The sequence below is a fragment of the Nonomuraea sp. NPDC002799 genome (assembly GCF_053592075.1).
In genome coordinates this window covers 84,746-109,633 of the sequence record NZ_JBSFVA010000003.1, presented here as the reverse complement: position 1 = coordinate 109,633, position 24,888 = coordinate 84,746, and the positions used below count along the sequence as shown (strand labels likewise).

Here is a 24,888-nt window from a genome sequence, read left to right as displayed (position 1 = left end):
ACGGAGGGGTTACCTGGCCGGCAGCCAGGAGATCACGAGACGGGTGTGCTTCTTCTCCAGGACGTGCCCGCCGGGTAGCTCGGCATCCGGTGTGCCCGCTGGGTGAACTGACAGGCGAGGACTCAGCCGCCCGGCCGAATCCCATGCGGCGATCTCGCTGGCCAGCCGCCGCGCGACTTGCTCAGCCCGCGGGCCGTGCGCGAACGCGCCGAACTCGAAGACATCACCGTCTAGGGGGCGGGGCTTGGGGCGGTAGGCGAGATTAGGGCCGTCCACGAACGCCGGTGTGCCGTACCGCCACGGCAGCGCCACGATGCCGTCGTCGAGCGCCTGCTGCGACGCGGTGATCAAGCTGAAGCCGGGCAGGGTGGCGGCCAGCCATAGATCCTGATTGCTGTAGCGGGTTCCGGCGTCCACTGTGATGCCGGTCCACACCTCCACGCAGGGCAGATCCAAGACACCGGACAAGGCCGCCGCGTCGATAGCGTCCTGCTCGTCCCGCCACAGGCCGACCGCGTGATCACCACCGGTGCCGAGCAGCGGGGTCGCAGTGCCCTGGTGGGTCCCCGCGCCTTGCATCGCGACGAAGCCGCACGTCTGGTGATCGTGGCTAACAAGGGCGCCGCCCTGATGTTCCAGGCTCCAGGACCTAGTGATGCCCCAGGTGCGCAGCGGGACGACGAGCCTGCCGCCCTCGGCGAGCTGCGCGGGCCAGGCCGGGGGCACGTCCCACGAGCCGACCGTGACGATGATCGCATCGAACGTGCGGCCTGGCTCGACCTCGAACTCGGCGTCCGCGCAGATCACCTCCACGTCGCCGTGCCCCGCATCCGCCAGGAACCGCTGGGCACGGTCGGTGACTTCAGGGTCAATGTCGACCGTGGTCACGGAACCCGTCGGTCCGACGACCTCGCGGATCAATGCCGCGTTGTAACCGCCCGACCCAACCTCCAATACCCGGTCACCGGGCTTGAGGTCGGCCTGACCCAGCATCATCGCCTGAAGCCAGGGCGCCGACACCGAGCTCATGGAGGTGCCGCGCTCGTTGCGCTTGGTGACGATCGCGGTGTCCTCGTAAGCGGCTTGCAGATCGGTGTCGCCCGTGAACAGGTGACGGGGCACCGTGCGCAGCGCTCGCTCGACCTCAGACGGCAACACCAAACCCAGCATCCGATGGCGAGCCGCGATCTTCTCGACCAGGGCGTCACGCAGGACCGCCGCCTGCTTCCCGGGATCCCCATGAGCGGGTTGTTCCACATCTGCGATGGCCATGACATCACGGAACGCGGCGTCGTTGTCGGTGGTCACGGGTAGGTCCCCTCGTGGTTGGTCATGGTGAGCAACTGGTCGATGGTGGCTGCTGGTCGGCTGCTACGCGGGGTAGCCCCGCCGTCCCGTGTCTCACGGGAGGAACGTGTCGGGCTCCGGCCGTTCCTCGCGGCGAACGTGCTCGGCGCGGTGCGCCTCGGCAAGGGCGATGTAGACGTCGAAGGTGCCGCCCGCGGACGCAGGACGGGTCGTGAGGGCGAGGACGGGAAGGGCGTACCGGCGCCCATGGCGTGTCCTTCCCGTGGTAAGTCTCGGTGTTGTACGCCCAGAGGGAGTGAGGGAGGCGGCCAGATGGTCGCCCAGAACCGCCTCCCTCGTTCCCGGCCGGTTACTCAACGGCGCCCGGTGAGGCGGCGTCCACGTCTCGTCTTGTCACCCGAGCCCCCTCTGAACCCGGGAAGCGAATCTTGAACACTGCCGCTCTCGGAGCGCGGCCCCACAACAAGATGCGGTAGACCGTCCGCCTGCCAATCAGGCGGCGCCACGTCATCCATGAGCTGCCAAAGCTCGTCTGGGTCATCTGCCTGGAGAATGATGCTGTGATCGGATTCCCCCATGTAGATGGCGATGTAGTGGCGCCAGTAGAGGGAGTACATCAGGAGGAACCAGCTGCGGGCGCGGCGCTGAAGGTCTGCTATCTGCCTCCTCGCTGTCGCGTCAGCGGCGGGTTCGGCCTCACCAGCCAGCATGGGCTCCTCCTTGGTAACAGGGACGTTCTGATGGCGCAGGCCGACCGAAGCAACCCCTCGGCCTGCGCCGAAGGCGCGATACGGCGGGGACGACTACACCGGGCCGCTCGCATTCGGCGTGGCAGCACAGCGCGTCGGGCTTGTAGCTCCGCGGCTGTGGCTGCTGCTATGCCGCGTTCAGCCGCTCCGGGGGACGTCGGCCAGGTCTGACGTCTCCTCAACGCGGTAATGAATGGCGTCCGGGCTGTGGATGTTCCAGCCGGCCGTGGAGGTGGCCGTACGGAGAGGGCCACGTACGAACAGCAGCCGTGCTCCAATCGCGTTGAGCTGTTCCCGCCGCCGAGCGGCGACGTGCTTCCCGCCCATGTGGTGTGCGGAGGGCAGGACCACCCCGTAGGCGCTCGACAGGAGCAGGACGTCCAGCAGGCCGGCGAATGCCGGGGCGTTCACTGACGCGGGTCCTTGATCGGTGAAGATTCCGCAGAGCCGCATTTCGTGCTGGTCGCAGTATTGGGAGAGGGTCACCGTCAGCGCTGCCTGCCGCTCGGGCGTCGAGCGGTGTAGCCACAGGTACCCGTAGACGATTGGGCGATCCACATCGTGTTGTTCGGTGAGTGTCCACAAGGTAGCCGTCCTTACCGTGGTCGGGGTTCTTGGCCCGCTCTTCGAGCATGGCCAGCTCCGGTCCGGCTGGATACGACCCGCTGTCGCACTTCCGTTGCACTTCTGTAGTCCCTCGATGCCTCTGCGTGCTTCCATGGCCGTGGAAGGGAGCAGCGACGTGACGACCGTGCATGAGTGGACTGGCCTTGAAGCGCGTGCACTTCGTCTTGCGCTGCGGATGAGCGTGCGAGTGTTCGCTCAGCACCTCGGTGTGGCTCCCCGCACCGTGGCGAAGTGGGACCATCTCGGCTCCGCAACCCGGCCCCGCCCTGACACCCAGGCCATCCTGGACACCGCGCTCGCCCGCACGGACTCGGCGACCCACCTGCGGTTCGAGACCCTGCTCCTGGAACTCGGTCAGAACACCGGCCAAGGCCTACGAGTCACCCGCGTGGGCCCACGGGCCTGGGACTACGAGACGTGGACCGACGACCTCGACCGCAGTGTGGTCGCCCTCAGCCGCCAGAGCTTCAGCTACGCCACCGACCTGTTGAACCGATGGCTCACCCGCTACGATCCCCACGCTCTCGACGACAAGGGCCTGTACCTGTTCGCCCGATCGACGACGCTGCTCGGTGACCTCCAACGCGACCAAGGCGCAGTGGCCGGCCCTCTGTCCGCTCGCCGCTCCTACCTCAGCGCGCGCTCGATCTACAGCCAGCTCGACATACCCCGCCGCATCGCCCAGCTCGACCTGTCGCTGGCGGTCGTCGCCGAGATGTCGGGCCGATTGGACGAAGCCGCCAAGGAGTATGAGGTGCTGGCGGTGGACGACCGCCTCTCACCTCGCGACCGGACGCGTGCCCGGTTGTGGGTCGGCACCGCCTTGAGCAAGAACGACCAGAACGACTACGCCGCCCGCCTGATGACGACCGCCATCCGCGAGTTCGAGAACCTCGGCGAGCCTGAGGATTGGTCCGTCGCGCACCAGAAACTGGCCCTGGCCCACCGTGGCGCAGGAAACCTCTCGGAGGCGCTGCGCCTGATCGACCTCGCCCGCGCCACGGCCGTTACAGATGTCCCCATGCAACGAGTACGGCTGGAGACGGCTTACGGGCACATCCTGCTTTCCGACTGGGCAACCGTGGATGATGGGCTGATGATCCTCGACCGTGCCGCGCGCGAGGCCGCACAGCACGGGCTCGCGCACCAACTGCGCAGCATCGAGGGCATCCAGCGGTCCATCCAGGGGAGAACCACCGCCTTCCTCTCCCACGGCGATCAGGGAGCAGCCGAGTGAGCGTCAAGCAGCAGGTCATCACCGACGAGCAGTGGCGGCACGCCCGCACGATCTGGGACTACCACCAGATGCACCACGACCTGCGCCGGTGCGACGTGGCCATCGGCCTGGGCAGCCATGACCTAGGGGTCGCGCGCGCGGCAGCCGAACTGTACCGAGCCGGATGGTTCCCGCTGTTCGTCTTCTCCGGCGCCACCAGCCCCACCACCGCGGCCCGATTCCCCCGTGGCGAGGCCGTCCACTACCGCGAGCATGCGCTCGAACTCGGCGTGCCCGATGAAGCGATCCTGCTGGAGCCGAACGCCACCAACACCGGCCAGAACATCGCACTGTCGCGCCAGGTGCTGGTCGACGCGGCCGTCCAGCCCGGTTCGGTGCTCCTGATCTCCAAGCCGTACATGGAGCGTCGGGCGTACGCCACGGCGCGGAAGGTGTGGCCGGACGTCGAGGTGGTGTGTGCCTCCGAGCCGCTGGAGCTGGACGACTACGTCAGCTCGATCGGCGATCCGAAACTGGTCATCGACATGCTCGTCGGCGACCTCCAGCGCGTGATCGAGTACCCCAAACTCGGCTACGCCATCGAGCAGCCCGTCCCAGGAGAGGTACATGACGCCTACCAGGCTCTTCTCCGTGCCGGATTCGACAGCAGGCTTCTGTCGTCCTGATCTGCCGTACGGCGAGGTGTGCGCGATCCACCAGCCCAACCTCTTCCCCCGGCTGGCGACCCTGGCCAAGCTGTTCACCGCCGACTACTGGATCGTCCTGGACGACGTGCAGTTCGCCCGCAGGGACTACCAGCACCGGGCCCGCCTCACCTCGCTCGACGGCTCGCGGGAGCCTCAGTGGCTCTCCATCGCCACCCATCTGCCCCACGGCCGCTCAACGTCCATCCGCGGTGCGCGGCTGGCCGATCCCGCCCGCTGTCGACGCCGTGTAGTTCAGCTTCTGGCCGACCACTACCGGCACAGCGCCTACTGGCCGGCATTCAAGCAACGGCTTGAACCCGTGCTTGCCGCGTTCGAGAGTACGGATCGGCTGGCGGACGTGACGGAGCTGTCCACACGCCTGCTTCTGGAGGAAGTCGGGTGGCCGGGGTGCATCCTGTACAGCAGTGATCTGCTCGCGCGGGGAGCACGGTCGCAGAGGCTGGCCGATCTTACCTGGCTGACTGGTGGGAAAGCCTATCTGTGCGGGACCGGGGGCATGCGATACCTGGACCCAGCTGCCTTCCGGGTTCATTCGATCGAGGTACTCCCGTTCCAGACCCCCACATCCGGCGTTTGGACATCCGCTCGGCAGGTGAGCGCGGTACATGCCTTGATGCTCGTTGGGCCGCGTGCCATGAGGCGGGAACTGGAGGATTTGCGCGGGCACGTTCTGGCGGAGGAGTCCTGCCATTGATCGAACGCCGGGGGCGCTCTGGAGCCAGCTAATCATTACACGCCGTGAGTGCTTACGTCGGTTGCGTAGATACGGAGTGCGGGCCGGTTTGGTGGCTTGGGGGTGCCGTCAGGGGAGGTCTTTGCGGTCCTGCATGGTGCGGCGGTAGAGCTCGTCGATCTGGTCGAGGGGGTCGGGGGCGCGGCGGCGGGCCTCGATCTCCAGGTCCGTGCGGGAGCTGAGGTCGGCGATGCCCGCCGAGGTGTGGTGGATCTGGTCGCCGAGGAGGTCGGCGCGGATGCGGGCGCACATCGCCGTCAGCTTGGCCTGGTGCTCCCGGAGCCGGTTGAGGGTGGCGTGGTCGACGTAGGGGGACACGCGGCGCTGCTGGGCGTACATCCCGAGCTGCCCGTCGTGGACGTCGGCCTGCGCCGTCAGGTCGGCCAGGAGCCGGGGCAGGTCGCCGAGGCCCCAGCCTTCGCGCTGGGCGTGGTCGACGGCCTGGCGGGTGAGGGACACCTCGCGGCGCAGGTCGAGGCGGAGGCGCTCGACCTCGGCTGCGTCGCCCGCGCCCATCGCGTTGACGTGTGTGGTGAGCCGGGCCGTGGCCTGCTTGGCCTTGACGGCCGCCTTCTTGCCCAGCTTGACGAGCAGGAAGATGCCGACGCCGCCGAGCAGCAGGAGGAACGCCAGGATCACCAGTATGACGACAAGAAACTCGCTGATCTCCGCCACCTCCTGTTGGTGTTGCTGTTCTGAAGGATAGTCCGCCGGAGCGGGGCCGGCACGCGGCACCAAGCAAGCCCTTGATCGGACAGAAGGGCTGTGTTTGAGTTCACATGATTCCAGATTGCCGGCAGAAGGGGCGGAGCGCGTGCTTGACGGCAAGGTTGTGATCGTCACCGGCGGCGCCAGAGGCATGGGCGCGGCCGTCGCGCGCCGCTGCGTCGCGGGAGGTGCGCGAGTGGTGCTCACCGACGTGCTGGTCGAGGAGGGCACCGCGACGGCCAAGGAGCTCGGAGCCCGGTTCGTCCAGCATGACGTGACGGACCAGGAGCAGTGGGCGGCGGCGGTCGAGACCACCGTGGCGGAGCACGGGCGGCTCGACGGCCTGGTGAACAACGCGGGCATCGCCACCATGCTGCCGATCGAGCAGCAGCCGGTCGAGGAGTTCGAGCGCGTGCTCCAGGTGAACCTGGTCGGCGTCTTCCTCGGCCTCAAGGCCGTCGTCGGGGCCATGCGGGCGGCCGGCGGCGGCGCCATCGTGAACCTGTCGTCGGTGGCCGGCCTCTTCGCCCTGCCGGGGACCGGCGGGTACGGCGCGTCCAAGTGGGGCGTGCGCGGGCTCACCAAGATCGCGGCGATGGAGTTCGGCCGGGATCGCATCCGGGTCAACTCGGTGCACCCCGGGATGATCCTCACCCCGATGACGGCCCCGTTCGGCGGGGTGGCGGGGGAGGGCACGTTCCCGCTGGCCCCCGCCGGGCGCTGGGGGGAGCCGGAGGAGGTCGCGGAGGCCATCGCGTTCCTGCTGTCGGACGCCGCCTCGTACGTCACGGGTGCGGAGCTGGCCGTGGACGGCGGCTGGACGGCGGGGGAGAGCGCCCTCCTGCCCCGGCTGGAGCAGCAGGGGGGCGGCTAGATGCCGTACGCCGAGACGGCCGGGGACGTCCGGCTCTTCTACACCGACGACGGGACCGGCGACGGCCCCCCGCTGCTCCTCGTGCACGGCTGGGGCACCGACTCGCACCAGTGGTCCTGGCACCTCGACGCGCTCGCCGCCGGCCACCGCGTGCTCGCCCCCGACCTGCGCGGGCACGGCTACTCGTCGGTGCCCCAGACGGGCAACACGCCCCGCATGATGGCCGCCGACCTGTGCGGCCTCCTCGACCACCTCGCCATCCCGCAGGTGATCGCGGTCGGGCACTCGATGGGCGGCCAGGTCGTGTCGATCCTCGCCGTCGAGCATCCGGACCGCGTGCGCGGCCTGGTCACCCTCGATCCCGGCTACGGCATGACGGCCGCGATCGCCCAGGGCTTTCCGCAGATGATCGCGGGCCTGCGTGGCGAGCGGGCCAACGTCGTGGCCGAGCAGATCGACGAGTGGTGCACGAACGCCGCCACCCCCGCCGTCATCAGGCGCTGGCACAAACGCCGCCTGCACGGCATGCCGCCGCACGTGCTCGCGGAGGCGTTCGAGGCCATGTTCACCGCACCCGGCGCCATCGGAGTACGGCCGGCCAGCGACGACTACCTCGCCCGCAGACGCTGCCCGGTGTTGTCGATCTGGGCCGATCCCGAGCGGGCGGGCTGGGAGGCGGGCCTGCTGAAGGACCCCGTCTCGAAGGTCATGTGCTGGGAGGGCTCCAGCCACCGGCTGCACGAGGAGCGCCCCGCCGAGTTCGTGCACGTGCTGGAGCAATGGTTGCGGCGACTGCGGAAGTCGCAGAGGGACGGCGCGTCCGTGTGAGGGCCGCCCCGGCTGCACCGGTGTCCGCAGGGGGACGGCGAGTTCGTGTGAGGGCCCGGCGGCGCGGATGCCGCCGCCGGGCCCGGTGTGAGCCTGCCAGGGCGGGGGCCGCGTCACGCTCACGGTTGTTCGCTACCGGTGATCACCGTACGAGGGGCGCGCCCGGTGGCGCGTCAGCCCGCCGGATGAGCGGGCGTCAGCCTGGCGGGTGACTCCGGGCCGCCCTCCTGCGGGCACGGAAGCGGCGTACGCGCCTGATCAGCCACCAGGCCAGCACGGCGAGCAGCAGCAGCGCGACGATCACCAGCACGGGCGTGAACACGGCGACCAGGCTCATGCCCAGTGCCCCGGCGTCCTCGGCGGTGCTCACCACCGGCGCGCCGACGCCCGCCGTGCCCGCGTTGATCACCGGCCGGGCGGCCGCCTTGATCGTGTGCACGGTGAGGGCCATCACGATGCCCAGCAGCCAGCCCGCCCAGGGGTGCTCGGCCATCCAGGTGGAGTGGTCGAGCTCGGCGGCGGCGCTGGTGGCGGAGAAGACCACGCCGCCCGACGCGGGCCGGATCACGGTCTGGATGATGTCGTTGACGCTGTCGACGGCCGGCACCTTGTCCAGGATCATCTCGGCAGCGAGCAGGACCGCGATGATCGCGAGCACGCCCCAGTTGGACAACCAGGAGTAGCCGTCCGGCAGTTTCACGGCGTCGGTCAGGTTGGCGAGCACGCCCACGACCAAGAGCGGGATGTAGGCGTTGAGCCCGGCGGCCGTGGACAGGCCCAGTCCGGTCAGTGCGGCGAGCATGCCCCCCAGTCTGCCCGCCCTGAAGCGATCATGCGCTAATCCGTGCGAGCCGCCTCGTCCATGAGGCTCACCAGGCCGGTTCCGGTGAACTCGGTCACCGCCCGCTCGTACTTCTCCATGCCCCACGACCAGAAGTCGAAGTCGATGGTGTCGTTGGCGCCGTCCTGGATGGAGGCCCACAACGTCCAGCCGTACTTGGACATGAGGCCCAGCAGCCGGGCGCGGGCGATCCTGTGGCGCAGGCGGCGGCCGTAGTAGGCGGTGACGAGTTCCTCCAGGTGCCCGGGGGGCAGGTCGGACTCGCTCCAGATGTTGCCGAGCTCGAAGCAGGGGTCGTTGTTGCCGGCGTACTCGTAGTCGATCAGCCACAGGCGCGAGCCGTCGTCGAGGATGTTCCCCGGCAGCAGGTCGTTGTTACACGGAACGGTGCTTTCTGCCCTTATTTCCAGACATTTCCGTATCTGGGCGACCTGGGGCATGAAGTCCACGTACCCCGGCGGCAGCCGGAAGCCGCGCTCCCGTACGATCTCCAGATATCGCGCCTGCACCTCGAACATGTCGAAGTCACGCACGAACCGGGGCCCGGCGTGCAGCAGCCGGCAGGCCGCCGCCACCCGCCGCAGATTCGCCGGATCCCGCAGATCGGCTTCGGTGAACGTCCGCGCCGGCACGAACCCCACCACCAGCACCCCCAGCTCGGGCAGGTAGTCGTGCACCGGCGCGCCCACCCCGGCGGTCGCCGCCGCCGCCGAGTTCAGGTGCTCGGCGTCCCTGTCGATCGCCAGCAACGCCCCATCGCCGGCCGACACGCGCACGACGTACACGCCGGAAGGGGTGGTGACCTTGTAATTGTGGTTGGTGAGCCCGCCCGGCAGCTCCTCCACGGAGCGCGGGACGCCGGCGAGCAGGGGGATGCGATCGAGGACCTCGGTCACGGCCATGGTCGATGCTAGCTCCGCCGCCCTAAACGGTCTAGACCTTTTACGGTGCGGCGGCTAGCCTCGCGACCATGAGCGACTCGGCCCGCATCGTGATCATCGGCGGCGGAGCAGGCGGCGCGTCCGTCGCCTACCACCTCACCCAGCTCGGCGAACGCGACGTCGTCCTGCTGGAGCGCGACGAGCTGACCAGCGGCTCCACGTTCCACTCGGCGGGCCTGGTCGGGCAACTGCGCGCCGACCCCACGCTGACCCGGATGAACCAGTACTCCGTCGAGCTCTACCGCGGCCTCGATGCCGGCTGGAGCGAGTGCGGGGGGATCAAGCTGGCCGCCACGCCCGAGCGGATGGCCGAGATCCGCCGGCAGATCGGCTGGGCGCGCACGTTCGGGCTGCCGCTGGAGGAGATCTCGGTGGCCGAGGCGGTGGAGTTGTTCCCGCTGATGGACCCGAAGGGGGTCGTCGGCGCGGCGTACCTGCCCACGGACGGGCAGATCGACCCCTCCCAGCTCTGCTACGCCCTGGCCGCGCGGGCCCGCGCGGGCGGCGCGGTGATCAGGACCCGCACCCGGGTGCTCGGCATCGACACCGAGCGCGGCCGCGTCACCCGCGTGCGCACCGACCAGGGCGACATCGACTGCGAGATCGTGGTCAACTGCGGCGGCATGTTCGCCGCCGAGATCGGCCGCATGGCCGGGGTGCGGGTCCCGATCGTGCCCATGTCGCACCAGTACGTGGTGACCGACGCCTTCCACGACCACCCCGCGCTGCCCACGCTGCGCGACCCCGACCTGCTCGTCTACTACCGGCAGGAGGTGCAGGGCCTGGTCATGGGCGGCTACGAGCGCACGTGCGCCCCCTGGACGGCCGGTCCGGCCACCTTCGACGCGGTCCCGCCCGACTTCAACGGCCGCCTCCTGCCCGAAGATTGGCCCAGATTCGAGGAAATTTCGGATAACTCCAGGATTCGGGTCCCCGCGATGGCCGACGTCGGCATCCGCAAGCTCATCAACGGCCCCGAGGCGTTCACCCCCGACAACGAGTTCTGCCTGGGCGAGACGGAGGTGGGCGGATTCTTCGTCGCGGCCGGGTTCTGCGCCCACGGCATCGCGGGCGCGGGCGGCATCGGCAAGGTCATGGCCGAGTGGATCGTCGAGGGCGAGCCCAGCATGGACGTCTGGCACATGGATGTGCGCCGCTTCGGCCGCCACTACCGGTCGCCGTCGTACACGATCAAGCGCTCGGTCGAGAACTACGAGACGTACTACGACATCCGCTACCCCGGCCACGAGCGGTCGGCGGGGCGGCCCCTGCGGGTCTCGCCCGCCTACGGCTGGCACGCCGCCCACGGTGCCGTCTTCGGGGAGAAGTCGGGCTGGGAGCGGGTCAACTACTACGACTCCAACGCGGGCGGGGGAGCGGACGAGCGGCCAGACGGCTGGGCGGGCCGGACGTGGTCGCCGGCCATCGGGGCCGAGCACCGCGCCACCAGGAGTGCGGCCGGGCTGTTCGACGAGAGCTCGTTCGCCAAGATCGAGGTGTCCGGGCCGGACGCCGCCGAGCTGCTGGAATGGGTGTGCGGCAACCGGGTCGCCCGCGACGTCGGCGCCGTCACCTACACCCAGGCGCTCAACCGGCGCGGCGGCATCGAGTGCGACTTCACCGTCACCCGGCGCGGCGAGGCGGAGTTCCTCATCGTGACCGGCACCGCGTTCGGCTCGCACGACCTCGGCTGGCTGCGCAAGCAGGCCGCGCGCACCGGCGCCCAGGCCAGGATCGCCGACGTCACCGGCCAGTACGCCTGCTTCGCCCTGTGGGGGCCGCGCGCCCGCGACGTCATCGCCGGGCTGACCCCCGACGCGATGGACTTCCCCTTCATGTCGGCGCGGGAGCTGACCGTCGGCGACGTGCCGGTGCTGGCGCTGCGGGTGACGTTCGTGGGGGAGCACGGCTGGGAGCTGTACTGCTCCAGCGAGTACGGGCTCGCGCTGTGGCAGGCGTTGTGGCGGGCGGGGGAGCCGTACGGGCTGGTCGCGGGCGGCTACCGGGCCATCGACAGCCTCCGGCTGGAGAAGGGCTACCGGGTGTGGGGGGCGGACATCGGTCCCGAGACGACGCCGTACGAGGCCGGGCTGGGGTTCTGCGTCAACAAGGACAAGGACTTCCTCGGCAGGGACGCCCTGGATCCAGCGCCGGAGCGGCGGCTGCGCTGCGTGACGCTGCGCGAGCCCCGGGCCGTCGCGCTCGGCAACGAGCCGGTCCGCGTGGCGGGCGAGGTCGTGTCCCGTGTCACCTCGGGCGGCTACGGCTACACCGTGGGCGCATCCATCGCGAACGCCTACCTGCCGGTCGCGCCGGGCGCCGAGGTGGAGATCGAGATCGAGGGGGTGTGGGTGCCGGGGACCGTGGTCAAGACGCCCCTGGTGCCGTGACGCCGCTGCGTACCGAGATCCGGATCCGGTCGGGGCGGAACAGGTCGCGGGCGTGCTCCACCGGCGTCCCGTCGGCGGCGTAGGCCGTGCGCTCGATCAGCATGAGCGGCGCGCCGGGCTCGATGCCCAGCTCGGCGGCCTCGCCGGGCCTGGCGAGCACCGGGTCGAGGTGTTCGACCGCCGTACGCGGCTCCAGGTCGTAGCAGTCGGCCAGCAGGGCGTAGAGGGAGCCGGTGAGATCCTGGTCGAGCAGGCCGGGCAGGCAGGGGAAGTAGGAACGTTCGAGCGCCATCGGCGACCCGCCCGCCGAGCGCACCCGGGACACCTCGTGCACCGCCGAGCCCGCTTCGACCCGCAGCGCCGTGGCCACCGAGCCCGGCGCGGGCACCGTCGCGGCCACCAGGATCCGCGCCTCGGCCCGCAGGTGCGCCCGCCGCATCCGCTCGGTGAACCCGGTCAGCCCCGTCAGGTCGCACGCGATGCGCGGCTCGGCCACGAACGCGCCGCCGGCCCTGCCGGGGACCCGGATCAGCACGCCGTCGCGCTCCAGGGTCGCCAGGGCCTGGCGGAGCGTCATCCTGCTCACGCCGAGCCGCCCCGCCAGCACGCGCTCGCCGGGCAGCCGGTCGCCCGGCGTCAGCTCGCCGCCGGCGATCGACTCGACCAGCCACCGCTCGATCTGCACGTGCGCGGGAACTCCCGTGCCACGCTCCAGCGCCGGCGGTGTCCCTACCACACGCGCATCGTAGCCCGGCGTTACCCCTTGATCGCGCCCTGGGTGGGCCAGCGCGCTCGTTGAAGGCCAGCCGGTAGACGACGGCGCGCTGGCTCTGGCCCAGACCATCGTGAACGGGACGATCCAGGCGCGCCACCCCTACCTGTACGTCTTCACCGCCACCCCCGCCAGGACGGGCGCCTGACCGCTCACTGGACAGCCGGGCCAGGCGCATGACCGGTCACCCGGACAGCCGGGCCAGGCGCATGACCGGTCACCCGGACAGCCGGGCCAGGCGCTCCACCGCGTCGCCGAACTCGCTGACCATGTCGTAGACCACCTCACGCGCGGGGCGCACCTGGTCGAGCTGGCCCACGACCTGCCCGACGTAGTAGTTGACCAGCTCCACGGCCCCGGGCTCGCCCTTCTCGGCCGCCGCCCCGATCCGGGCCATCGCGCCCTCGGCCACCAGCATCTGCAGCGGCATCCCGAGCGGGCCCGGGCTCTCGGTGGCGGAGTCCCACTCCTCCGTCCAGGCCGACTTGAGCTGCCGGGCCGGCTTGCCCGTGCGGGACCTGGACCTGACCGTGTCCAGCGACGACGCGGCCAGCAGCTTGCGCTTGACCGCGGGCGCCGTCTCGGCCTCCTCGGTGGTCAGCCAGACCGAGCCGCACCACACGCCCTCCGCGCCGAGCGCCATGGCCGCCGCCATCTGCCGCCCCGACGCGATCCCGCCGGCCGCCAGCACCGGCACCGGCGCGACCGCGTCCACGACCTGCGGCACGAGCACCATCGTGGCGATCTCGCCGGTGTGCCCGCCCGCCTCGGTGCCCTGCGCCACGATGAGGTCCGCGCCCGCCGCCACCTGCCTGCGGGCGTGCTCCACCGTGCCGACCAGCGCCGCCACCGGCACGCCCGCCTCCCTGGCGCGGGCCACCATCTCCGGCGGCGGCGGCCCCAGGGCGCTGGCGATCAGGCCGATCGGATGCTTGAGCGCCACGTCGATCAGCCCGGACGCCCCCGCCGCCGTCACCCGCCGGCCGAACTCGTCGGCCACCGCCGTCAGCGGCTGCGCCGGCGTGGTCACGCCGTACTTGGCCAGCAGGTGCGCGACGAAGTCGCGATGCCGGTCCGGGATGTGGTCCATCAGATGCGCCCGCTGGTCCAGCGCGGAGACGTCGACCTTGCCGGGGACGAGCACGTCCACGCCGTACGGCCGGCCGCCCACCCGCTCGTCGATCCAGGTGAGCTCGGCGTCGAGCTGTTCGGGGGAGTACGCGATGGCGCCCAGCACCCCGAGCCCGCCCGCGTTCGTGACGGCGGCCACCACATCGCGGCAGTGGCTGAAGGCGAACAGCGGGAACTCGATGCCCAGACGCTCACAGATGCCGGTCCGCATGACCCGACGCTATCCGTCAGAACGCCGCTCGGTCCATCCCCCGCGGCCCCCATCGGGAAGGCCCTTTCTCAGCCGCCCGCGTCGGGAAGGCTCCTTTCTCAGCCGCTTGCGCCGGGGTGGCCCGGTCCCCGCCGGCGTCGGCGCTTCAGGAGGCGGGGTCCAGCGTCAGCGGGCTGTGCCAGCCGAGCTCCGGCGTGTAGCCGCGGACCCGCCTGGCCGGCACCCCGGCGACCACGCTGTGGTCGGGGAACTCGCCCCGCACCACCGCCCCGCCCGCCACCACGCACTGCCGGCCCAGCGTGGTCCCGGGCAAGATGATCGCGCCCGCGCCCAGCCACGAGCCCGAGCCGATCGAGACCGGACTGTTGCGCGGCCACTGCCTGCCGATCGGGACGTCGGGGTCGTCGTAGACGTGGTTCTGGTCGGTGATGTACACGTACGGGCCGGTGAAGACGTCGTCGCCGATGTCGATCGACTGGTGGGCCACGATGTGGCTGCCCCGCCCGATCGAGCAGCCGCGCCCGACACGCAGGATCGAGCCGGGGCCGAGGTCCAGGCCGGGGCCCATGCCGCACGAGATCGACACGCGTTCGCCGATCAGCGTGTGGTCGCCGATCTCGATCCACCGCTCGCCGAAGATCGCTCCCGGGGGGAAGGCGATGCTGACGCCGTCGCCCAACCGGCCGAACCGATGGCCGGCCGGCGACGCGGGGGAGATCGCACCGGCCTGCCGGATCGCCGTGTAGGCACGGTGAATCAGCGTGCCGATTGCCCGCCGTACAAGTGACATAGGGCCCAAAGTTACCGTTAGGTCATGCCGTTCGGGCATGTGAGGGGCGTTGTTTGATATTCTGAGAGCCCGTGGACACTTAGACCACACCTCGAGCCACGGGAGCCCCTTTGCGCAGCGCATCGCAAACCAAGCATCTGTTCGTCACCGGCGGTGTCGCCTCCAGTCTCGGCAAGGGGCTCACAGCGTCCAGCCTCGGCCGCCTGCTCAAGGCGCGCGGACTCCGGGTCACCATGCAGAAGCTCGACCCTTACCTCAATGTCGACCCCGGCACCATGAACCCGTTCCAGCACGGCGAGGTCTTCGTCACCGAGGACGGCGCCGAGACCGATCTTGACGTCGGCCACTATGAGCGGTTCCTCGACACCCACCTGCACGGCTCGGCCAACGTGACCACCGGCCAGGTCTACTCCAACGTCATCGCCAAGGAACGGCGGGGCGAATACCTGGGCGACACCGTCCAGGTCATCCCGCACATCACCAACGAGATCAAGGACCGCATCCGGGGCATGGCCGGTCCTGACGTGGACGTGGTCATCACCGAGGTCGGCGGCACGGTGGGCGACATCGAGTCGTTGCCGTTCCTGGAGGCCGTGCGGCAGATCAGGCACGAGGTCGGGCGCGACAACGTGTTCTTCCTGCACGTGTCGCTGCTGCCGTACATCGGCCCCTCCGGGGAGCTGAAGACCAAGCCGACGCAGCACAGCGTGGCGGCGCTGCGCAGCATCGGCATCCAGCCGGACGCCATCGTGCTGCGCTCCGACCGCCCCGTGCAGACGGCGATCAAGCGCAAGATCAGCCTGATGTGCGACGTGGACGAGGACGCCGTCGTCTCCTGCGTGGACGCGGCCTCGATCTACGACATCCCGAAGGTGCTGCACTCGGAGGGTCTCGACGCCTACGTCGTGCGCCGCCTCGGCCTGCCCTTCCGCGACGTCGACTGGAAGGAGTGGGAGCAGCTCCTGCGCCGGGTGCACCGGCCGGCGAAGGAGGTCACCATCGCCCTGGTCGGCAAGTACATCGACCTGCCCGACGCCTACCTGTCCGTCACCGAGGCGCTGCGCGCCGGCGGGTTCGCCAACGACGCCCGCGTCAACATCCGCTGGGTCAAGAGCGACGACTGCGAGACCCCCGAGGGCGCCGAGCGCGAGCTCGACGGCGTCGACGGCGTGCTGATCCCCGGCGGGTTCGGCGTGCGCGGCATCGAGGGCAAGATCGGCGCCATCCGCCACGCCCGCGAGGGCAAGATCCCGCTGCTCGGCATCTGCCTCGGCATGCAGGGCATGGTCATCGAGGCCGCCCGCAACATGGCCGGCATCGAGGACGCCAACTCCGCCGAGTTCGACCCCGACACCAAGCACCCGGTCATCTCCACCATGGCCGACCAGGAGGACGTCGTCGCCGGCGAGCGCGACATGGGCGGCACCATGCGCCTGGGCAGCTACACCGCCAAGCTCGGCGAGGGCACCCTGGCCAGGCAGCTCTACGGCAAGGCCAAGGCCGACGAGCGGCACCGCCACCGCTACGAGGTCAACAACGCCTACCGTGACGCGCTGGAGAAGGTCGGCCTGGTCTTCTCGGGCCTGTCGCCCGACGGCCGCCTGGTCGAGTACACCGAGCTGCCCGCCGACGTGCACCCGTTCTTCATCGGCACCCAGGCGCACCCCGAGTTCCGCTCCCGCCCCACCAGGGCCAACCCGATGTTCAAGGGCCTGGTCACCGCGTCCCTGGCGTTCGCGGACGGCCGCGTCGGTGACAAGGTGGGCAAGTGAAGATCGAAGACACGCCCGAGGCGTGGGAGGTCGCCGAGTCCAGCGAGCGGTTCCGCGGCCACGTCATCCGGGTGGTCACCGACACCGTCAAGATGCCCCGCGACGAGGTCGCCGACCGCGACTACGTGGTGCATCCCGGATCCGTCGCCGTGCTCGCGCTGGACGACCGCGACCGGGTCCTGCTGATCCGGCAGTACCGCCATCCGGTCCGGCAGCTCATGTGGGAGCTGCCGGCCGGCCTCCGCGACGTGCCCGGCGAACCCCTCGTCGCCGGCGCCGCCCGCGAGCTCGCCGAGGAGGCCGGATACCGCGCCGGCACCTGGCACACGCTCACCGACCTGCGCTCCTCGCCCGGCATGAGCGACGAGCGCATCCGGGTGTTCCTCGCCCGCGACCTGACCAGGATCCCCGACGAGGAGAACGGCTTCGTCCACCGGCACGAGGAGATCGACATGCCGGTCGAATGGGTCCCGCTGACCGACGCGGTCGAGAAGGCGCTCATGGGAATGATCCACAATTCCCCGGCCGTGGCCGGTATCCTCGCCGCATATGCGGCTTCGGTCGAGGGGTTCGCCCTGTTGCGCCCCGCCGATGCCCCTGAGGCGTGACGGAAGGACCCATTCGTGGAGGCGGTGCTCTCCAGTTACCTCGCCCATCTCGCGGTGGAGCGGGGCCTGGCTGCCAACACGCTCGTGTCCTACCGTCGTGACCTGCGCCGATACTTCGAGCATCTGCAGGCACGCGGGCGGTTGCGGCTCGACGAGGTGGGGGAGGCCGACGTCCAGGCCTTCCTCGCCGCGTTGCGCGAGGGCGACCGCGACCACCCCGCCCTCGTCGCCAGCTCGGCCGCGCGGGCCGTCTCCGCCGTGCGCGGGCTGCACCGTTTCGCCCTGCGCGAAGGCGTGACGGCCCACGACCCCGCCCACGAGGTACGCCCGCCCCGCCAGCTGCGCAGGCTCCCCAAGGCCATCGCCGTGGACGAGGTCGAGCGGCTCATCGCCGCGTCGGGCCCCGACGGGGCGCCCCTCACGCTGCGCAACCGCGCCCTGCTGGAGGTCCTGTACGGCACCGGCGCCCGCATCTCCGAAGCCGTCGGCCTGGCCGTGGACGACCTCGAAGCCGACCAGGTACGCCTGCGCGGCAAGGGCGGCCGTACCCGGGTCGTGCCCCTGGGCCGCTACGCCCGCTCCGCGCTCGACGCCTACCTGGTGCGGGCCCGGCCCGGCCTGCTCGCCCACGGGCGCGGCACCCCCGGCGTCTTTCTGAACGCCAGGGGCGGCCGTTTGACCAGGCAGGGGGCCTGGGAGGTGCTTCAGGCGGCGGCCGTACGCGCTGGACTTGCCCGGATAAGTCCGCATGTACTCCGGCATTCCTTCGCAACTCATCTCGTGGACGGCGGCGCTGACGTTAGGGTGGTCCAGGAATTGCTCGGCCACGCCTCGGTGACGACGACGCAGGTCTACACCCTGGTCACGGTCGACAAGCTTCGCGAGGTCTATGCCGCCGCACATCCCCGTGCCCGGCAGTGATCTATAGTCTTTGCGGTGTGCGCCGCCCTCGGCGTGCCGCCTTGCCGCGTTAAGTGGTGACGCCATAGTGTCCGTCCGGACGGTCCGGTTCGGGATCGTCAGGGAGGTTCGAGCTGGTGACTGTCACGACCAAGGGTTCGACCCCGGGGACCCCCGACAACCCCTGGGGCGACACGAAGACCAACGCGCCTCCCAACGGCGTCAACCTGGGCCCCACCCGGCGGCCCCGGCCCACGTTCCCCGAGCCGGTGGCCCCCGAGGTCCACGGCCCGGCGCGCGTCGTCGCGATGGTCAACCAGAAGGGCGGCGTCGGCAAGACGACGACCACCATCAACCTGGGCGCGGCGCTCGTCGAGTGCGGGCTGAAGGTCCTGCTCGTCGACTTCGACCCGCAGGGCGCGCTCTCCGTCGGGCTGGGCATCAACCCGCTGCAGCTCGACCTGACCGTCTACAACCTGCTGATGGAGCGCAACGTCACCGCCGAGGACGTGCTGCTGGAGACCGGCGTCGATGGCCTCGACCTGCTGCCCAGCAACATCGACCTGTCGGCGGCCGAAGTGCAGCTCGTCACCGAGGTCGCCCGCGAGCAGGTGCTCGGCCGCGTGATCAAGCCGCTGCTGCCGCACTACGACGTGTGCCTCATCGACTGCCAGCCGTCGCTGGGCCTGCTCACCATCAACGCGCTGACCTGCGCCCACGGGGTGATGGTGCCGCTGGAGTGCGAGTTCTTCGCCCTGCGCGGTGTGGCGCTGCTCATGGACACGATCTCCAAGGTCCAGGAGCGGCTCAACGAGGACCTGGAGATCGAAGGGCTGCTCGCCACCATGTACGACGCGCGTACCCTGCACGGGCGCGAGGTGCTGGCCCGGGTGGTGGAGGCGTTCGGCGACAAGGTGTTCCACACGGTCATCAACCGCACGGTGCGCTTCCCCGACGCGACCGTCGCCGGCGAGCCGATCACCACGTTCGACCCGTCCTCCCTCGGCGCCAACGCTTACCGTGAGCTGGCCCGCGAAGTGCTCTCGCGCTGGCCGGCGCCTGCCACAATGGCCAGGTGACCGCGGAGCAGACCGAGCCTCAGGGCTTCCAGGTCCATCTGGACGTCTTCGAGGGCCCCTTCGACCTGCTCCTCGGCCTCATCGCCAAACACAAGCTGGACATCACCGAGGTCTCGCTCTCCCAGGTGACCGACGAGTTCATCTCCTACATCCGCTCCAAGGGTCCCGAGTGGGACCTCGACCAGACCAGCCACTTCCTGCTGGTTGCGGCGACCCTGCTCGATCTGAAGGCGGCCCGGCTGCTGCCCTCGGGCGAGGTGGAGGACGAGGAGGACCTGGCGCTGCTGGAGGCCAGGGACCTGCTGTTCGCGCGGTTGCTGCAGTACAAGGCGTACAAAGAGGTGGCGAAGATCTTCGCCGGGCGGATGGCGGCGGAGGCGCTGCGCTTCCCGCGTCTGGCGCCGATGGAGGAGCAGTTCGCCAACCTGCTGCCGGAGCTCATCCTCGGGATCGGGCCCGAGCAGCTCGCCAGGATCGCCGCCAAGGCCTTCACCCCCAAGCTCCCGCCCACCGTCAACCTGGGGCACGTCTACCAGCCGCTGGCGAGCGTCAAGGAGCAGGCGGCCATCCTCGTCATGCACCTGCGCCGGATGCGGCGGGCCACCTTCCGCGCGCTGGTGGCCGACTGTGACGGGACGATCGAGGTCATCGCCCGGTTTCTGGCGGTGCTGGAGCTGTTCCGGGAGTCGGCGGTGACTTTCGAGCAGATCGAGCCGCTGGGAGACCTGCACGTCACCTGGACCGGCTCCGACGACGGCGACGTCGCGGTGGGGGACGACTACGAGGAATCCGCGGAGAAAGCACCCAATGACTGACAAGCCCAACCCGTTGCCCACCCCTCGCCAGTCCCCGGACTCCGAGCCGGCCGTGTTGCCTGCCTGGATGACGCTGCCCGGCTCTCTCGCTCAGCCTGGGGCGCCGGCGGTCGAGGACGCGGCCGACGAGAGCGCTGACGACGCACCGGCGCCGAACCCTCTGACACCGGTGGTGTCGGAGGGGCCGGAGGAGCCGGTGGCGTCGGAGGGGCCGGTGATGCCGGTGGTGCCGGTGGGTGTGGCTTCGGTCGATGATGCTCTGGGCGAGCGCACACTGCCCGACGCTGCTTCGGCGGCCGAGGTGCCGGCGGGTGAGGCGCGGGGCGCGTCCGTGGCAGAGCAGGGGCCCGTGGAGGGGCAGAGCGCTGCTGCGGAGGCGCAGGACGCGCCGGAGAGCGCGCAGGGCGTGTCTGGCGAGCACGGGGCGGGTCCTGACCCTGAGCCGAGTGCGCAACCCACGGAAACCCGGGGGCCGACGCTTGAGGCGGCGTTGGAGGCTATCCTTCTTGTCGTAGACGAACCCGTCGCCGAGATCACCTTGGCGCAGGTTCTGGAACGGCCCACCCATGAGGTCACCGCGGCATTGCGGGGGCTGGCGGCGGAATATACCGCCGCCGGGCGGGGTTTTGATCTGCGAGAGGTCGCGGGCGGCTGGCGGTTTTACACGCGTGCCGACTGCGCGTCCCTGGTCGAGCGGTTCGTCCGCGACGGCCAGCAGACGCGGCTGACCCAGGCCGCGCTGGAGACACTCGCGGTCGTGGCTTACCGGCAACCGGTGAGCCGGGCCCGCGTCGCCGCCGTGCGCGGTGTGAACAGCGACGGCGTCATGCGGACGCTCGTCGCCAGGGGGCTGGTCGAAGAGGCCGGCACCGACCCGGAGAGCCAAGCGGTGCTCTACCGGACAAGCTCATACTTCCTTGAACGTCTGGGAATGCGGGATCTCAGCGAACTCCCCGAGCTCGCTCCCCTCCTCCCCGACGACGTGGAAAATCTCGAGGAGACAACAAAGTGATCAACAGGCGCAGCACCCCGTCCGGTGATGGACGCGGTGGTGGACGTACCGGCGGCTCCGGCCGCGGCGGGCGTCCCGCCTTCCGCTCCGACGACACCCGCGGCGGATCGAGCCGCGATGGCGACTCCCGCGGCAGGTCCGACCGTGATCGTGGAGAGTCGCGTAGCAGCGGCTCCAGCGACGGCGGCTTCCGCGGCGGTGCCCGTGACAGCGGCCCCCGTGAGGGCGGCTTCCGTGGCGGTTCCCGCGAGGGTGCTTCCCGCGGCGGTCCCCGTGACAGTGGTTCCCGCGACAGTGGTTTCCGTGGCGGATCGCGCGAGGGTGGCCCCCGTGAGGGTGGTTTCCGTGGCGGTTCCCGCGAAGGTGGTCCCCGTGGCGGCTCCAGCGATGGCGGCTTCCGCGGCGGTGCCCGTGACAGCGGCCCCCGTGAGGGTGGTTTCCGCGGGGGCTCCCGCGAGGGTGGTTCCCGTGACGGTGGCCCCCGTGAGGGCGGCTTCCGTGGGGGCTCCCGCGAGGGTGGTTTCCGTGGGGGATCGCGTGACGGCGGTACCCGTGACGGTGGCCCCCGTGAGGGTGGTTTCCGTGGCGGATCCCGCGACAGCGGACCCCGTAGTGAATCCCGTGACCGGGGTTCCCGTGGTGAATCGCGTGACGGCGGCTTCCGCAGTGACGCGCGCCGCGACGATCGTGGCGGTGACCGTGGGTTCGGGCGCGGCCCGGTGAGCGGGGGGTCCGCCCGTGACTCTCTGCGCGCCGGCAGCGGCGGAGCCCGTGCCCGCTACAGCGGCGGACGCGACGGCGACCGCGAAGGCCGTTACTCGCGCGGCCCCGCCAGCGATGAACGCCCCGCCCGTGACGAGCGGTCCCCTCGCGGTGACCGCGAGGGGGGCTTCCAGCGCGGCGACCGTGAGGGCGGATACTCGCGCGGTGGCCAGGGCGGTTACCAGGGCGGTGGCCGTGAGGGTGGAAACTCCCGCGGCGGTTACCAGGGCGGCTCCCGTGAGGGCGGCTACCAGGGCTCCCGCTCCCGTGAGGGCGGTTACCAGGGTGGCTCTCGTGAGGGTGGTTACCAGGGCTCCCGCTCCCGTGAGGGCGGTTACCAGGGTGGCTCTCGCGAGGGCGGTTACCAGGGCTCCCGCTCCCGTGAGGGCGGTTACCAGGGTGGCTCTCGCGAGGGTGGCTACCAGGGCTCCCGTGAGGGTGGCGACCGTGGCGGATTGCGCGCCGGCCGTAGCGGGCGCAGGGAGGACGCCGCTCCCAAGGGCGCCACGTCCTCGACTCGTTCCCGGTACGGCAAGCGCGACGGCGACGCCCGTCCCGCGCGCGCCCCGAGGCGGGACGACGTGCAGACGGTGGGCGGCACCGGGCGGCGCGTGACCCCGGGCAGCCCGCAGAACGACCGCGTCAAGGCGGCCCGCCAGCCCCTTCGTGACCACGCCTTCTATCCCGAGGGCTACACCGACGAGCGCGACACCACCGAGGTCCCCGGTGGCATACGGCTGCAGAAGGTGCTCGCGCAGGCGGGCGTGGCCAGCCGCAGGGCCTGCGAGGAGATGATCGGCGAGGGCCGGGTCACGGTGAACAACCAGGTCGTACGGAGGTTCGGCGCCAAGGTCGACCCGGCGGCGCAGGTCATCCACGTGGACGGCAAGCGTATCCCGACCGCTCCCGACCTGGTCTACTACGCCATGAACAAGCCGATCGGCGTCGTGTCCACCATGGACGACCCGCAGGGCCGCCCGTGCCTGGCCGACTACGTCGAGGAGCTGGCGCCGAGGCTGTTCCACGTGGGCAGGCTCGACACCGAGACCGAGGGCCTGCTGCTGCTCACCAACGACGGCGAGCTGGCCAACAGGCTGACGCACCCGAGCTACGGCGTGCAGAAGAAATACTGGGCCAAGGTGCCGGGGCCGATCCCGCGTGACCTCGGTCGCCGGCTCAAGCAGGGCATCGAGCTGGAGGACGGCCTCGCCAAGGCCGACAGCTTCGCCATCGTGCAGGAGCACGGCCAGCAGGCGCTGGTCGAGGTGGTGCTGCACGAGGGGCGCAAGCACGTCGTCAGGCGCATGCTGGAAGAGGCCGGTCACCGGGTGATCGACCTGGCCAGGATCGAGTTCGGGCCGGTGAAGCTGGGCCGGACGAAGGCGGGAACCATCCGGACGCTGTCGCTGAAAGAGGTCGGTGAACTTTACGCCGCCGTGAAGCTGTAATCTGGCCGGACGCAGGAGCCCGTGCGCATCTACGCACGGGCTCTCCCGCTTATCAGAAGGGGACAAGCCGCATGGTGCGGGCGATCCGCGGGGCGATCCAAGTGGACGCCAACGACCGCGACGCGATCATCGGGGGCACGACGGAGCTGGTCAGCGCCCTCATGGAGCGCAACGAGCTCACGACGGACGACGTGATCAGCGTGCTGTTCACGGCCACACCCGACCTGACGGCCGAGTTTCCCGCGCTGGCGGCGCGCAAGCTGGGCTTCCACGACGTGCCGCTGATCTGCTGTGTCGAGATCGACGTGCCGGGCGCGCTGCCGCGTGTCGTGCGTCTCCTGGCCCACGCCGAGGTCGACCGTCCCCGCTCCGAGATTCAGCACGTCTATCTGCGTGGCGCGGTGGCGCTGCGGCAGGACATCGCCCAGTAGAGGGCGGTGCTGCGGCAGGACATCGCCTCGCAGAGGCAGTAGAGAGCGTGGGGCAAGCGCCTGGCAAGCGCGTCACGAGACAATCGCACTCCCAATGGCCCGCTAGATCAGGACATCGAGATGGAACTTCGTACCGTGCTGGTCGTCGGCACCGGTCTCATCGGCACCTCAGCGGCGCTGGCGCTGCGCAAGCGCGGCGTGCGCGTGCTGCTCGCGGACCGCGACGCGGGCGCCGTCCGGCTGGCACGGGAGCTCGGCGCGGGCACCGAGTGGGTGCCGGGCGACGCGTCCCAGGGCGAGGTGGACCTGGCGATCATCGCGGTGCCCCCGGCCCATGTGGCGACCGAGCTGCTGCACCTGCAGCGGCACGGCGCGGCCCGGTTCTACACCGACGTCGCCAGCGTCAAGGCCGAGCCCATCCACCGGGCCGCGCAGCTCGGCTGCGATCTGGCCTCCTACGTCGCCTCCCATCCGCTGGCCGGTCGTGAGAAGTCCGGGCCCGGCGCGGCGCGCGAGGACCTGTTCCTGGGCCGGCCGTGGGCGCTGTGCCCGACCGACGAGTCCGGGCCCGAGGCCAAGGCCAGCGTGCTGCGGCTGATCGAGTTGTGCGGGGCCAACCCGGTCGAGGTGAGCGCGTCCGACCACGACCGCGCGGTCGCGGTGGTCTCGCACGCCCCCCACGTGGCCGCCTCCGCCGTGGCCGCCCGCCTGGCCGACGCCACGGATGTCGCGCTCGGGCTGGCCGGGCAGGGCGTGCGCGACGTCACGCGGATCGCCGGCAGCGACCCCGGCCTGTGGCTCGGCATCCTGTCGGGCAACGCCTCCCCGGTCGCCGAGGTGCTCGAGGCCGTGGCCCACGACCTGGCCGACGCCGCGAGCGCGCTGCGCGCGCTGGCGGACGGCGACGGCACCGCCACCCACGAGATCACCCAGTTGCTCAAGCGCGGCGTGGCCGGCCACGACCGCATCCCCGGCAAACACGGCGGCCCGGCCTCCTCCTACGCCGTCGTCCAGGTCGTCATCGGCGACCGTCCCGGGCAGCTCGCCCGGTTGTTCCAGGTGTGCGACGAGGTCGGGGTCAACGTCGAGGACGTGCGCCTGGAGCACGCCCCCGGGCTGCCCCTGGGCATCGCCGAGTTGTCGGTGCAGCCTGACGCGGCCCTCAAGTTCACCGAGGCCCTGCGCGAACGCGGCTGGCAGGTTCCCTAGCCGGC

Annotated in this window: 24 protein-coding genes; 15 read left to right on the top strand and 9 right to left on the bottom strand. The window is 70.7% G+C overall.

The window, feature by feature from the left end:
- Window positions 1-9 precede the first annotated feature (9 nt).
- The 3 genes from fxlM to ACWD0F_RS07260 form a co-directional block, all read right to left on the bottom strand.
- Window positions 10-1,308, bottom strand: a complete 1,299-nt coding sequence (fxlM, locus tag ACWD0F_RS07270) for a methyltransferase, FxLD system (protein WP_449873048.1) — start codon at window positions 1,306-1,308, stop codon at window positions 10-12.
- Between the two features lie 353 nt (window positions 1,309-1,661).
- Window positions 1,662-2,018, bottom strand: coding sequence for a hypothetical protein (locus ACWD0F_RS07265; RefSeq protein WP_449873047.1), 357 nt, complete (start codon window positions 2,016-2,018; stop codon window positions 1,662-1,664).
- 177 nt (window positions 2,019-2,195) lie between these two features.
- On the bottom strand, window positions 2,196-2,468 hold the full coding sequence (locus ACWD0F_RS07260; protein ID WP_449873046.1) for a hypothetical protein: 273 nt from the start codon (window positions 2,466-2,468) through the stop codon (window positions 2,196-2,198).
- Between the two features lie 331 nt (window positions 2,469-2,799).
- Here ACWD0F_RS07260 and ACWD0F_RS07255 point away from each other — a divergent pair, with 331 nt between their 5' ends.
- Genes ACWD0F_RS07255 through ACWD0F_RS07245 form a run of 3 tightly spaced genes read left to right on the top strand, consistent with a single transcriptional unit; the run spans window position 2,800 to window position 5,322 of the window.
- A complete protein-coding gene (locus ACWD0F_RS07255) occupies window positions 2,800-3,921 on the top strand; it encodes a hypothetical protein (protein ID WP_449873045.1) in 1,122 nt (373 codons plus the stop codon).
- Window positions 3,918-4,586: a YdcF family protein gene (locus tag ACWD0F_RS07250; protein WP_449873044.1), complete on the top strand. Its 669-nt coding sequence runs from the start codon at window positions 3,918-3,920 to the stop codon at window positions 4,584-4,586. Before ACWD0F_RS07255 ends, ACWD0F_RS07250 begins: the two co-directional genes overlap by 4 nt.
- Complete coding sequence (locus ACWD0F_RS07245) at window positions 4,528-5,322, top strand: WbqC family protein (RefSeq protein WP_449873043.1); 795 nt, start codon at window positions 4,528-4,530, stop codon at window positions 5,320-5,322. Before ACWD0F_RS07250 ends, ACWD0F_RS07245 begins: the two co-directional genes overlap by 59 nt.
- Window positions 5,323-5,430: 108 nt before the next feature.
- Here the strand turns inward: ACWD0F_RS07245 and ACWD0F_RS07240 are convergent, their stop codons facing one another.
- Window positions 5,431-6,036 carry a hypothetical protein gene (locus ACWD0F_RS07240; protein WP_449873042.1) on the bottom strand — a complete coding sequence of 202 codons (606 nt, stop codon included), beginning with the start codon at window positions 6,034-6,036 and terminating at the stop codon, window positions 5,431-5,433.
- 139 nt (window positions 6,037-6,175) lie between these two features.
- On the opposite strand from ACWD0F_RS07240, the gene ACWD0F_RS07235 reads away from it, so the two are divergent.
- Window positions 6,176-6,943 carry a glucose 1-dehydrogenase gene (locus ACWD0F_RS07235; protein ID WP_449873041.1) on the top strand — a complete coding sequence of 256 codons (768 nt, stop codon included), beginning with the start codon at window positions 6,176-6,178 and terminating at the stop codon, window positions 6,941-6,943.
- Window positions 6,944-7,771, top strand: coding sequence for an alpha/beta fold hydrolase (locus tag ACWD0F_RS07230; RefSeq protein WP_449873040.1), 828 nt, complete (start codon window positions 6,944-6,946; stop codon window positions 7,769-7,771).
- Between the two features lie 196 nt (window positions 7,772-7,967).
- Here the strand turns inward: ACWD0F_RS07230 and ACWD0F_RS07225 are convergent, their stop codons facing one another.
- Both ACWD0F_RS07225 and ACWD0F_RS07220 read right to left on the bottom strand, forming a co-directional pair.
- Window positions 7,968-8,573, bottom strand: a complete 606-nt coding sequence (locus ACWD0F_RS07225; RefSeq protein WP_449873039.1) for a DUF4126 domain-containing protein — start codon at window positions 8,571-8,573, stop codon at window positions 7,968-7,970.
- A gap of 35 nt (window positions 8,574-8,608) precedes the next feature.
- Window positions 8,609-9,514 carry a phosphotransferase gene (locus ACWD0F_RS07220; protein WP_449873038.1) on the bottom strand — a complete coding sequence of 302 codons (906 nt, stop codon included), beginning with the start codon at window positions 9,512-9,514 and terminating at the stop codon, window positions 8,609-8,611.
- Between the two features lie 68 nt (window positions 9,515-9,582).
- Here ACWD0F_RS07220 and ACWD0F_RS07215 point away from each other — a divergent pair, with 68 nt between their 5' ends.
- Window positions 9,583-11,943, top strand: coding sequence for a GcvT family protein (locus tag ACWD0F_RS07215; RefSeq protein WP_449873037.1), 2,361 nt, complete (start codon window positions 9,583-9,585; stop codon window positions 11,941-11,943).
- Here ACWD0F_RS07215 and ACWD0F_RS07210 read toward each other — a convergent pair.
- From ACWD0F_RS07210 to ACWD0F_RS07200, 3 genes are all read right to left on the bottom strand, one after another.
- On the bottom strand, window positions 11,921-12,679 hold the full coding sequence (locus tag ACWD0F_RS07210; protein WP_449873036.1) for a GntR family transcriptional regulator: 759 nt from the start codon (window positions 12,677-12,679) through the stop codon (window positions 11,921-11,923). The genes ACWD0F_RS07215 and ACWD0F_RS07210 overlap by 23 nt on opposite strands.
- A gap of 253 nt (window positions 12,680-12,932) precedes the next feature.
- Complete coding sequence (locus ACWD0F_RS07205) at window positions 12,933-14,057, bottom strand: NAD(P)H-dependent flavin oxidoreductase (RefSeq protein WP_449873035.1); 1,125 nt, start codon at window positions 14,055-14,057, stop codon at window positions 12,933-12,935.
- A gap of 145 nt (window positions 14,058-14,202) precedes the next feature.
- Window positions 14,203-14,847, bottom strand: a complete 645-nt coding sequence (locus ACWD0F_RS07200) for an acyltransferase (RefSeq protein ID WP_449873034.1) — start codon at window positions 14,845-14,847, stop codon at window positions 14,203-14,205.
- Between the two features lie 110 nt (window positions 14,848-14,957).
- On the opposite strand from ACWD0F_RS07200, the gene ACWD0F_RS07195 reads away from it, so the two are divergent.
- The 9 genes from ACWD0F_RS07195 (at window position 14,958) to ACWD0F_RS07155 (ending at window position 24,883) form a co-directional block, all read left to right on the top strand.
- Window positions 14,958-16,619: a CTP synthase gene (locus ACWD0F_RS07195; protein WP_449873033.1), complete on the top strand. Its 1,662-nt coding sequence runs from the start codon at window positions 14,958-14,960 to the stop codon at window positions 16,617-16,619.
- Window positions 16,616-17,227: an NUDIX domain-containing protein gene (locus ACWD0F_RS07190; RefSeq protein WP_449873032.1), complete on the top strand. Its 612-nt coding sequence runs from the start codon at window positions 16,616-16,618 to the stop codon at window positions 17,225-17,227. Before ACWD0F_RS07195 ends, ACWD0F_RS07190 begins: the two co-directional genes overlap by 4 nt.
- A gap of 15 nt (window positions 17,228-17,242) precedes the next feature.
- Entirely contained in the window at window positions 17,243-18,148 is a 906-nt protein-coding gene (locus ACWD0F_RS07185; protein ID WP_449873031.1) for a site-specific tyrosine recombinase XerD, read from the top strand.
- A 116-nt stretch (window positions 18,149-18,264) separates the two neighbouring features.
- Window positions 18,265-19,206 carry a ParA family protein gene (locus ACWD0F_RS07180; RefSeq protein WP_449873030.1) on the top strand — a complete coding sequence of 314 codons (942 nt, stop codon included), beginning with the start codon at window positions 18,265-18,267 and terminating at the stop codon, window positions 19,204-19,206.
- Complete coding sequence (locus tag ACWD0F_RS07175; protein WP_449873029.1) at window positions 19,203-20,021, top strand: segregation and condensation protein A; 819 nt, start codon at window positions 19,203-19,205, stop codon at window positions 20,019-20,021. The genes ACWD0F_RS07180 and ACWD0F_RS07175 overlap by 4 nt, the downstream gene beginning before the upstream one ends.
- A 490-nt stretch (window positions 20,022-20,511) precedes the next feature.
- Window positions 20,512-21,033, top strand: coding sequence for an SMC-Scp complex subunit ScpB (gene scpB / locus ACWD0F_RS07170; RefSeq protein ID WP_449873558.1), 522 nt, complete (start codon window positions 20,512-20,514; stop codon window positions 21,031-21,033).
- Window positions 21,034-21,752: 719 nt separating this feature from the next.
- The gene (locus ACWD0F_RS07165) at window positions 21,753-23,243 is read left to right on the top strand and encodes a pseudouridine synthase (protein WP_449873028.1); all 1,491 of its coding nucleotides are present in this window, start codon (window positions 21,753-21,755) and stop codon (window positions 23,241-23,243) included.
- A 71-nt stretch (window positions 23,244-23,314) separates the two neighbouring features.
- Window positions 23,315-23,674, top strand: a complete 360-nt coding sequence (aroH, locus tag ACWD0F_RS07160) for a chorismate mutase (RefSeq protein WP_449873027.1) — start codon at window positions 23,315-23,317, stop codon at window positions 23,672-23,674.
- Window positions 23,675-23,794: 120 nt separating this feature from the next.
- Complete coding sequence (locus tag ACWD0F_RS07155; RefSeq protein WP_449873026.1) at window positions 23,795-24,883, top strand: prephenate dehydrogenase; 1,089 nt, start codon at window positions 23,795-23,797, stop codon at window positions 24,881-24,883.
- Window positions 24,884-24,888 lie beyond the last annotated feature (5 nt).

Bases quoted from the DNA above. Each gene is read 5' to 3' on its own strand.
- ACWD0F_RS07215 (WP_449873037.1), top strand. From the start codon at position 9,583: ATGAGCGACTCGGCCCGCATCGTGATCATCGGCGGCGGAGCAGGCGGC.
- ACWD0F_RS07155 (WP_449873026.1), top strand. From the start codon at position 23,795: ATGGAACTTCGTACCGTGCTGGTCGTCGGCACCGGTCTCATCGGCACC.
- ACWD0F_RS07265 (WP_449873047.1), bottom strand. From the start codon at position 2,018: ATGCTGGCTGGTGAGGCCGAACCCGCCGCTGACGCGACAGCGAGGAGG.
- ACWD0F_RS07230 (WP_449873040.1), top strand. From the start codon at position 6,944: ATGCCGTACGCCGAGACGGCCGGGGACGTCCGGCTCTTCTACACCGAC.
- ACWD0F_RS07200 (WP_449873034.1), bottom strand. From the start codon at position 14,847: ATGTCACTTGTACGGCGGGCAATCGGCACGCTGATTCACCGTGCCTAC.
- ACWD0F_RS07205 (WP_449873035.1), bottom strand. From the start codon at position 14,057: ATGCGGACCGGCATCTGTGAGCGTCTGGGCATCGAGTTCCCGCTGTTC.
- aroH (WP_449873027.1), top strand. From the start codon at position 23,315: ATGGTGCGGGCGATCCGCGGGGCGATCCAAGTGGACGCCAACGACCGC.
- ACWD0F_RS07220 (WP_449873038.1), bottom strand. From the start codon at position 9,514: ATGGCCGTGACCGAGGTCCTCGATCGCATCCCCCTGCTCGCCGGCGTC.
- ACWD0F_RS07245 (WP_449873043.1), top strand. From the start codon at position 4,528: ATGACGCCTACCAGGCTCTTCTCCGTGCCGGATTCGACAGCAGGCTTC.
- ACWD0F_RS07225 (WP_449873039.1), bottom strand. From the start codon at position 8,573: ATGCTCGCCGCACTGACCGGACTGGGCCTGTCCACGGCCGCCGGGCTC.